Annotated in this window: 6 protein-coding genes; 2 read left to right on the top strand and 4 right to left on the bottom strand. The window is 59.6% G+C overall.

The genetic code is table 11. The features are described 5' to 3' along the window. Positions 1-428: 428 nt before the first annotated feature. The 3 genes from Q0K15_RS09685 to Q0K15_RS09675 all read right to left on the bottom strand — a co-directional run bounded on the left by Q0K15_RS09685 (position 429) and on the right by Q0K15_RS09675 (position 5442). Positions 429-1622, bottom strand: coding sequence for a pyridoxal phosphate-dependent aminotransferase (locus tag Q0K15_RS09685; protein ID WP_294515645.1), 1194 nt, complete (start codon positions 1620-1622; stop codon positions 429-431). Continuing rightward, entirely contained in the window at positions 1619-1915 is a 297-nt protein-coding gene (locus Q0K15_RS09680; protein WP_294515644.1) for a Dabb family protein, read from the bottom strand. The genes Q0K15_RS09685 and Q0K15_RS09680 overlap by 4 nt, the downstream gene beginning before the upstream one ends. 74 nt (positions 1916-1989) lie before the next feature. After that, complete coding sequence (locus tag Q0K15_RS09675) at positions 1990-5442, bottom strand: pyruvate carboxylase (protein ID WP_294515643.1); 3453 nt, start codon at positions 5440-5442, stop codon at positions 1990-1992. A gap of 500 nt (positions 5443-5942) precedes the next feature. On the opposite strand from Q0K15_RS09675, the gene Q0K15_RS09670 reads away from it, so the two are divergent. Continuing rightward, positions 5943-6968, top strand: a complete 1026-nt coding sequence (locus Q0K15_RS09670) for an S-layer homology domain-containing protein (RefSeq protein WP_294515642.1) — start codon at positions 5943-5945, stop codon at positions 6966-6968. A gap of 616 nt (positions 6969-7584) precedes the next feature. Here the strand turns inward: Q0K15_RS09670 and Q0K15_RS09665 are convergent. Next, complete coding sequence (locus tag Q0K15_RS09665) at positions 7585-8568, bottom strand: lipoate--protein ligase (protein ID WP_294515641.1); 984 nt, start codon at positions 8566-8568, stop codon at positions 7585-7587. A gap of 104 nt (positions 8569-8672) precedes the next feature. Between Q0K15_RS09665 and Q0K15_RS09660 the strand changes: the two genes are divergently transcribed. Continuing rightward, positions 8673-8790, top strand: a 118-nt coding sequence (locus Q0K15_RS09660; RefSeq protein ID WP_294515646.1) for an S-ribosylhomocysteine lyase, incomplete at its 3' end; no start/stop codon positions are given.

Genomic DNA, 8790 nt, shown 5'->3' with positions numbered 1-8790 from the left:
CGACACAAAAAGCGGACTTCGAAAGAAGTCCGTTTTTTTGCATGCCTGAAAAAATGTGAGGCGGCTCTGCCGCCTCATGAATCCACCAAGCACATGGGTAAGATCGAGTGGTTCAAAAAAGCCTATTGGCGGTTTGAAGTCCCATAAAGATCCCTGGTTAAGTTTTAATCGGAGAGGCGTTGCAAGCGCGGCATCCTTCCCCCGCCTGTCGCACAACGGGGGCTATAGCACAGCCTTTTACCATGTACTTGCCCCAGCGCTCTGCTATTTCCTGTTGGGCTTTCTCCTTTAAAATTTTCTTTGCCTCTGGCAGCAGAATCTGGGCATAGTTGTCATTCCGCTACCCCATAACAATACCCCCTGATGTAGTTGATTTTCCTACATCAGGGGGTATTTTGTCACGATCCGTTTTTACTGGTTCAGTTCACTTACAGGTCATATTCCTTGGCCAACTTTTGGAAGATGGGGAGAGCCTTTTCCACCTGCTCGGTGGTGGTGCAGAAGGCGATGCGACACCAGCCGGGGCAGGCGAAGTCATCGGTAGGCGGGAAGAGGAGGTCGTAGGCCTGGGCCCGTTTGCAGAACTCGTTGGCGTCGGGTACGAGAGACTTGAGGAGCAGGTAGAAGGTGCCGCCGGGCTCCACGCAGGTATAGCCCATGGAGGTAAGACCGTTGTAAAGCAGGTCCCGGTTGGTCTGATAGATGGTCAGGTCGGAGGTCAGACCGTCACAGGCGGCGGCCACCCGCTGGAAGAGGCTGGGGGCGTTGACATAGCCCAGCACCCGTCCGGCACCGCAGATGGCGGCGTAGACTTCCTTGTGATCAGCCACCTTCTCGCCCACCAGCACGTAGCCGATACGCTCACCGGGGAGGGAGATGGATTTGCTGTAGGAATAACACACCAGGGTGTTGTCGTAGAAGGCAGGGATCCAGGGCACGGTGAAGCCCTGGAAAACGATTTCCCGGTAGGGCTCGTCGGAGATGAGGTAGATGGGGTGTCCGTACTCCGCGGCCTTCCGGCGCAACAGGTTGGCCATGGCGGTGAGGGTCTCGGCGGAGTAGATGGCGCCGGAGGGGTTGTTGGGGGAGTTGACCACCAGGGCTTTGGTCTTGGGGCCGATGGCAGCCTCCAGGGCCTTCATGTCGGGCTGGAAGGTGTCGTAGTCCGGGGGGACCACCACGGGGATGCCGCCGTTGCCCCGGACGAAGATGTCGTACTCGGTGAAGTAGGGGGCCATGAGGACGAACTCATCCCCGGGACAGGCCAGAGCCCGGAAGCAGCAGCACAGACCGGCGGCGGCGCCCACGGTGATGTAGAGGTCGTCGGGGCCGTAGTGCATGCCGAAGCGGCGGGTGAGGGAGGCGGCCAGGGATTCCCGGACGGACAGGTCGCCCTGGGCGGAGGTGTAGGCGTGGATGGAGTCCCCCTGAGGGCCGTCCAGAATGGCCCGGATGGTGTCGTTCACCTGGGGCGGTGGGGGGACGCTGGGATTGCCCAGGGAGAAGTCCAGCACATTCTCTGCGCCCACCTCCCGGGCACGGATCAGGCCGTACTCCCGGATCTCACGCATGATGTTCCGGCGGCTGCCCAGCTGCACCATATTTTCAGGCAAATTGCTCATTCAGACACCTCCAGATCCACGCAGCAGCGCTCCTTCAGGTGTTCCTTTGCCCAGCCCTGAAAGGCGACATGCAGGGGGTGAACCCGGTAGATCTCCAGAGCCTCCATACTGTCGAGATCGCAGCACAGTCCTGCACCGTGAGTACCCTGCCCCACATCGAGACCGATGTGGGCAGCCCGCAGGCCCGGAATGGCACTCACCATTTCAGAAAACGAAGTTTTCATAAATGACTCCAGTGCGCGGAGATCTTCATCGGGTTTGGCTAGATTCCAGAAAATCATATGACGGATCATGTTTTCTCAGCTCCTCCACAAGATGGGATATTGTGTGCATTATAGCACAGTAAAGCAGAAAAGAAAAGAGGAACTTAGTTGGGCAGGATGGTGAGGAGGAGCTCGCCGGACTTGACGGAGGTGCCGGCGGAGGCGAGGACCTGGTCCACGGTGCCGGAGATGCGGGAGACCACGCTGGTCTCCATCTTCATAGCCTCGATAACGGCCACCACCTGATTCTCCTCCACCTGATCGCCGGGCTTGACGCTGATCTTGGAAACCATGCCGGGGATGGAGGCGCCCACCTGGCCCTTGTCCTCGGGGTCGGCCATGACCACGGGGTGGACCTGGACCTGGGCGTTGGGGTCGGGGACGGCCACAGTGCGGCCCATACCGTTGAGGTCAAAGTGGACGTTCCGGGTGCCGTCCTCATTGAGGTCGCCTAGGCCCAGGTACTTGATGACCAGGGTCTTGCCGTCCTCGATGCTGATGAGGTTGGTCTCGCCCAGAGCCATGCCGTTGAAAAAGACGTGGCTGCCCATGCGCATGATGTAGCCGTATTCCTGGCGGTGGCTGCGGTATTCCTCGTAGACCTTGGGGTAGAGGCAATAAGAGAGGATGGCACGCATGTTGATGGGGTCTTTGGTCACGTTCTGGAGCTTTTCCCGAACGGCGTCGAAGTCGATGGGCTCCAACAGCTCGCCGGGACGGCAGGTGATGGGCTGTTCGCCCTTGAGAACCACCTTCTGGAGGGCTTCGGGGAAGCCCCAGGCGGGCTGGCCCATCATGCCCTTGAAGTAGCTCACCACCGAGTCGGGGAAGGTGAGAGCCTCGCCCTTTTCCACGATGTTCTCGGGGGTCAGATCATGCTGGACCATGAAAATGGCCAGGTCGCCCACCATCTTGGAGGAGGGGGTCACCTTTACAATGTCGCCCAGCATGTGGTTGACCTGGGTGTACATGTTCTTTACATCGTCGAACTGACCGCCCAGGCCCAGGCTCTCCACCTGAGACTTCAGGTTGGAGTACTGGCCGCCAGGCATCTCGTAGCGGTAGATATCGGTGGAGGGGTTCTTCATGCCGGTCTCGAAAGAGGCATACCGCAGGCGCACGTCGGACCAGTAGTCGGAGAGCTCCTGGAGACGGACCGGGTCCAGACCGGTGTCCCGCTCCTGGCCCTGGAGAGCGGTGACCACGGCATTGAGGGAGGGCTGGCTGGTCATGGAGGACATGGAGTCGATGGCGCAGTCCACGATGTCCACGCCGGCCTCAGCGGCCATGAGGTAGGTGGCCACCTGATTGCCGGAGGTGTCGTGGGTGTGGAGGTGGATGGGCAGGCCCACCTCTTCCTTCAGGGCCTTGACCAGCTTCTTGGCGGCGTAGGGCTTCAGCAGACCGGACATGTCCTTGATACACAGGACGTGGGCGCCCCGCTTCTCCAGCTCCTTGGCCATGTTGACGTAGTATTCAATGGTATAGCGGTCCCGCTTGGGGTCCAGGATGTCGCCGGTGTAGCACATGGTGGCCTCGCAGACCTTGCCCTGCTTGAGGACCTCGTCCATGGCCACCTCCATGCCGGGAATCCAGTTGAGAGAGTCGAAGATACGGAAGATATCGATGCCGCTCTTGGCCGCCTCCTGGACGAAGGCCCGGATGAGGTTGTCGGGGTAGTTGGTGTAGCCCACGGCGTTGGCGCCCCGGAGGAGCATTTGGAAGGGGATATTGGGAATCTTCTTCCGCAGCAGGTCCAGCCGTTCCCAGGGGGACTCGTGGAGGAAGCGGTAGGCCACGTCGAAGGTGGCGCCGCCCCACATTTCGAGGGAGAAGGCGTCGGCGAGGATCTCAGAGGTACCGTCAGCGCCCAGCAGCAGGTCCCGGGTACGCACACGGGTGGAGAGGAGGGACTGGTGTGCGTCCCGCATGGTAGTGTCGGTGATGAGGAGCTTCTTCTGCTCCTTTACCCAGTCCCGTAGGGCTTCAGGCCCCTTTTCATCCAGCAGAGACTTGAGGCCGGCGCCACGTTTCCCGGTGACGGTGGGGAAACGGGGGATATCGAACTGAGGCCGCTCAGCGGAGGGATTTTCGATCTGGCGCTGGGCAATGTATTTGAGGACCTTAGTGGCACGGTCCTTGCCGTACTGCATCTCGAAGAGCTCAGGGGTCTCATCGATGAATTTTGTATGGCACTTCCCGGCCAGAAAAGTGGGGTGGCTGAGGATGTTGCTGATGAAGGGGATGTTGGTCTTGACGCCCCGGATGTGCTCCTCTCGGACGGCCCGGGCGGCACGGCGGCAGGCGCCCTCAAAGGTGTTGTCCCAGGTGGTGACCTTGACCAGCAGGGAGTCGTAGTAGGGGGAGATGACGGCGCCGGTGTAGGCGTTGCCGCCGTCCAGCCGGACGCCGCAGCCACCGCCGGAGCGGTAGGCGGTGATCTTGCCGGTGTCGGGGGCGAAGTTGTTGGCGGGGTCCTCGGTAGTCACCCGGCACTGGATGGCATAGCCATTCATCCGGAGGTCGGACTGCTTGCCCATGCCGATGTAGGGGTGGGAGAGAGGGTGTCCCTCGGCGATGAGAATCTGGGCCCGGACCAGATCCACACCGGTGACCTGCTCGGTGACGGTGTGCTCCACCTGGATGCGGGGGTTCATCTCAATAAAGTAGTGGTTGCCGTCCCGGTCCACCAGGAACTCCACGGTGCCGGCGTTCACATAGCCCACGTACTTGGCGATCTTCACGGCGTCGGCGTGGAGCTTGTCCAGGGTGTCTTTGGGGACGCTCCAGGCGGGGGCGAACTCCACCACCTTCTGATACCGGCGCTGGAGGGAGCAGTCACGCTCTCCCAGGTGGACCACGTTGCCGTACTGGTCGCCCAGGATCTGGACCTCGATGTGCTTGGGCTCCACCAGGTATTTTTCAATAAAGATGTCGTCGTTGCCGAAGGCCTTCCGGGCCTCGCCCTGTACCAGCTCGAAGGCGGGCTTGACCTCCTCCGGGGTGTCGCAGCGGCGCATGCCCCGGCCGCCGCCGCCGGCGGCGGCCTTGAGGATGATGGGGAAGCCGTAGGAGACGGCCTTCTCCAGGGCTTCGTCAGCGCTCTTCAGGGGCTCGGTAGAGCCGGGGATGGTGGGGACGTTGCAGGCCAGGGCAGTGGCCTTGGCAGCCAGCTTGTCGCCCATCTGGGCCAGAATCTTGGAGCTGGGGCCGATGAAGGTGATGCCGGCGTCCTCACAGGCCTTGGCAAACTCGGCGTTCTCAGAGAGGAACCCGTAGCCGGGGTGAATGGCGTCCACGTGCCGGCGCTTGGCCAGATCGATGATGCCCGGGATATCCAGATAGGCCCCCAGGGGGGATTTGCTCTCGCCGATGCGGTAGGCCTCGTCGGCCCGGGTGCGGAACAGGGCAAAGGTATCCTCGTTGGAGTACATGGCCACGGTGCGTAGGCCCAGGTCGTAACAGGCGCGGAAGATGCGGATGGCGATCTCTCCACGGTTTGCAGCCAGGACCTTCTGGAACTTGCATTCTGACACTTCGGGGTCCCTTCCTTTCATTCAAAGGTGGGTCGTGTTGCGAAAAAAAGGGCGGGCGAAAAACCGCCTGCCCCGCCGCCAGGCAACCCTTGCCGGCGTTTCACGACCGATTATAACTGTGTATGATTATACGCCGAAAAGGTTAGATTTGCAATCTGTTTCTTCCGATGATGCAAAACTTGTCAGAACGCACAGCCCTAAAAGGGACTTTTCCGCCCTGTTTTGTTAAAGTGGACAAAGGTCCGTGATAGGCGGACAATTCGGGCTTTCAAGAGAAGGGGAGAACTATTTCGAGAGAAAACAGGGCAGGACCGGTCGATGTGGACGGGGCACAAAAAGACCGGAGGCAGAGATTCAATGTCATGAAATTCCACCCTGTGGGGATAAAATAAAAATCCCACAAGCGTGTGGTTTTTTCTCAAAATCTGCGGGAAACGATCCCGAGACAGGACAGCGCGCATCACTTGATATGAAATACCTGTATTGCTATAATATCTCAAAAAATAGAAGGAGGAAATTTTGTGAAATTATCCCGTATTGTTACCGGATGTGCTCTGTCTCTGGCACTGCTCCTGCCGAGCGCCGCCCTGGCCGCCTCATCGGAGGATATTCTGGTGAAGGACAGCGCCGGAAATCTGGTTTATAGCGGCACCTTCCTCAATGTGCTGGGCAAGACCCAGGGCACGCTGGGTCAGGACTTTGCTGACAAGTACGAGGATACGCCCTATACTTATGGAGTGCCCGGCCCCGTCACCATCTATGAGGTGGCCCCTGGCGAGATCTTCCGCAGCGATATCCTCTCTCCCCCCAATGTGGTGCCCCTGAAGGTGGAGGCGGACGGCGCCCTCTATTGGGATGCCTCCAAGCAGAACACCGACTATTACAGCGGCTATGTGGACGAGATGGAGGGGCTGACCGGGTTCAGCATCACCGAAGAGGGCTACTACTTCCTCCATCCCGATGATCCCACCTACCTGGGCAATGAGCTGGTATTCATCTTCCATGTGACCAATGGCCAGGAGGAGGCCCCCGCAGAGGAGAGCTTTGCCGGCTTTACCGATGTGAAGGCGGACGACTACTTTGCCCAGGCCGTCCAGTGGGCGGTGGAGACGGAGATCACCGCCGGCACCAGCGCCACCACCTTCAGCCCCGACGCTGACTGCACCACAGCGCAGATTCTGACCTTCCTGTGGCGTGCCAACGGCTCCCCGGCCCCCGCTGGCAGCAGCGATTCTGTTCCCGCCGGACAGTATTACTCCGACGCGGCCAACTGGGCGCTGGAACAGGGCTTAACCGACGCCTTTTATCCCGAGGCTCCTGCCACCCGTTCCGCCACCGTGACCTACCTGTGGAAGCTGGCAGGTAAGCCCGCCGTAGACGCCGCCGCGTTTACCGATGTGGACGCGGGCGCGGAGTATGCACAGGCCGTTGCATGGGCGGTCAAGGAGGGCGTTACCTCTGGTACCAGCGCAACCACATTCAGCCCTGATAACACCTGCACCCGCGGGCAGATTGTGACGTTCCTCTACCGCGATTTGGCACAGTAAACCGAAATGTCATAGCCGCCCCTGCCTGGTGTTCAGACAGGGGCGGCATTTTGTATACAGAAAACCACGCGTTAGGCGAATGGTCCCAAAGAAGCCGGATGGAGATGATGAAGGAAGAAAAACTCCCTTTGCCATCTTAAAAGTGCGGTCTGCCAACTGCACAAGAAAAAGCAAAGGGAGGTCATCCAGGTGAATGATGTAAATCGTTTGTCTCATACCCGGTGAAATCGCAAATATCACATTGTATTTGTCCCCATGTAGAGAGGGAAAGTATTTTATGGGGAAAGGCGCGAAGAGAGGGGAAAAATACTGCGCACGCTGTGTAATTGGAAAAACAGCCGAATGATCTACCCAAAATATCCGGAACTGAGATACAAATGCCGGAACAGAAGGTCTTGTTCCGAGGCTATTGTGTAGATTGCAGAAGAGAAGAATGCGAAGAAGATAGAAGCGTACATCCAGCACAAATTGGATGAAAATAGGGCTGGAGAACAGTTGACGATGGGAAACTTTTAAACCTGTTTATGGGCAGTAAGTAGCAGAACTCTCGCGGCTGACAGAGCGTACTTGCATGACGTGACGTGCAGGCCAGTCACAAAGGTATTTTTATTCGTGCCTATGGGCAGAGCATGGAGAGCAGGTCCTCTGCCGTGCTGCTGGCAATGTAGTCCCCCAGGGGGAGGGAGCGGAGGACGGGGAGAAGGGCCTCCCGCCGGTGAGGGAGCCCCACCAGCCGTTGGGACAGGCCGGCGCTGTCCAGCTGTCCGAAATAGTCCCCGTAGAGGACGGCGGAGCGGATGACGCCCCGGTCCACATCCAGCCGGGCGTCTACCAGGCCAAAGGGGAATTTGGCCGCCCTGCTCCAGGTGTACCTGGGGGCGGAGCCAAAGTTCCAGTCCCAGGTGCTGTATTTTTCCGCCCGCAGGGCGTCCACGGCGGCCCGGTCGGCCTCTGTCAGGACGTAAGGTGTCAGGTCAGGCAACGTTTTGAGAGAATAGGCCCGGAGCCGTTCCAGAAATTCCCCCACCGCCATGGGGAAGGGGAGATGGGAGGCCAGATTGGTCACTCGGCTGGACACCGACTTGACTCCCTTGCTCTCCAGCTTGATGTCCCTTGGCCGGAGGGCGCCGGAGAGCCGGGACATGTCGGCGGAGAAGAGGAGGGTGCCGTGGTGGAGGATGCGCCCCTCCCGGACAGCCTGGGCATTGCCGGAGAATTTTTGGCCGTCCACCAGCAGGTCGTTCCGGCCGGAGAGCTCCGCCGTCACCCCCAGGGTGGCCAGAAAGTCCACAATGGGCTTGGTAAACTTGGCGTAGTTGTTGAAGTCGCCCGCCCCGCAGGGCTGGACCAGAGTGTAGTTGATATTCCCCAGGTCGTGGAAAACCGCCCCGCCGCCGGTAAGCCGCCGGACCACCGGGATCTGGTGGGCACGGACAAAATCCAGGTCAATCTCCTCCAGGGCGTTCTGGTTCTTGCCGATGATGACCGAGGGGCCGTTCCGCCAGAGGGTGAGGACCTCCCCGGGAAAGCGGGTGAGCAGGTATTCGTCCAGGGCCAGATTCCAGGCTGGGTCGGTGCAGTTGTTTTCCAGAAGGTACAAAGGCGCCCCCTCCTTTCTTTTTTCCATTATGGGGGGTAGGAGGGGGTTTGTCAACGGCCCTGAGATGTGGTATGCTTAGTGGCAAGAAGGAGCGTGAGCACACAATGGAACTCAAACAGATCGCCAGCTTCCAGGTGGACCACCGGAAGCTCACTGAGGGCATGTACACCTCCCGGGTGGACGGGGATGTGGTGACCTACGACATCCGCATGGTGCGGCCCA

It is taken from the genome of uncultured Intestinimonas sp. (genome assembly GCF_944387245.1).
Classification (GTDB): Bacteria; Bacillota; Clostridia; order Oscillospirales; family Oscillospiraceae; genus Intestinimonas.
This window is presented reverse-complemented; position numbering and strand designations above follow the sequence as displayed.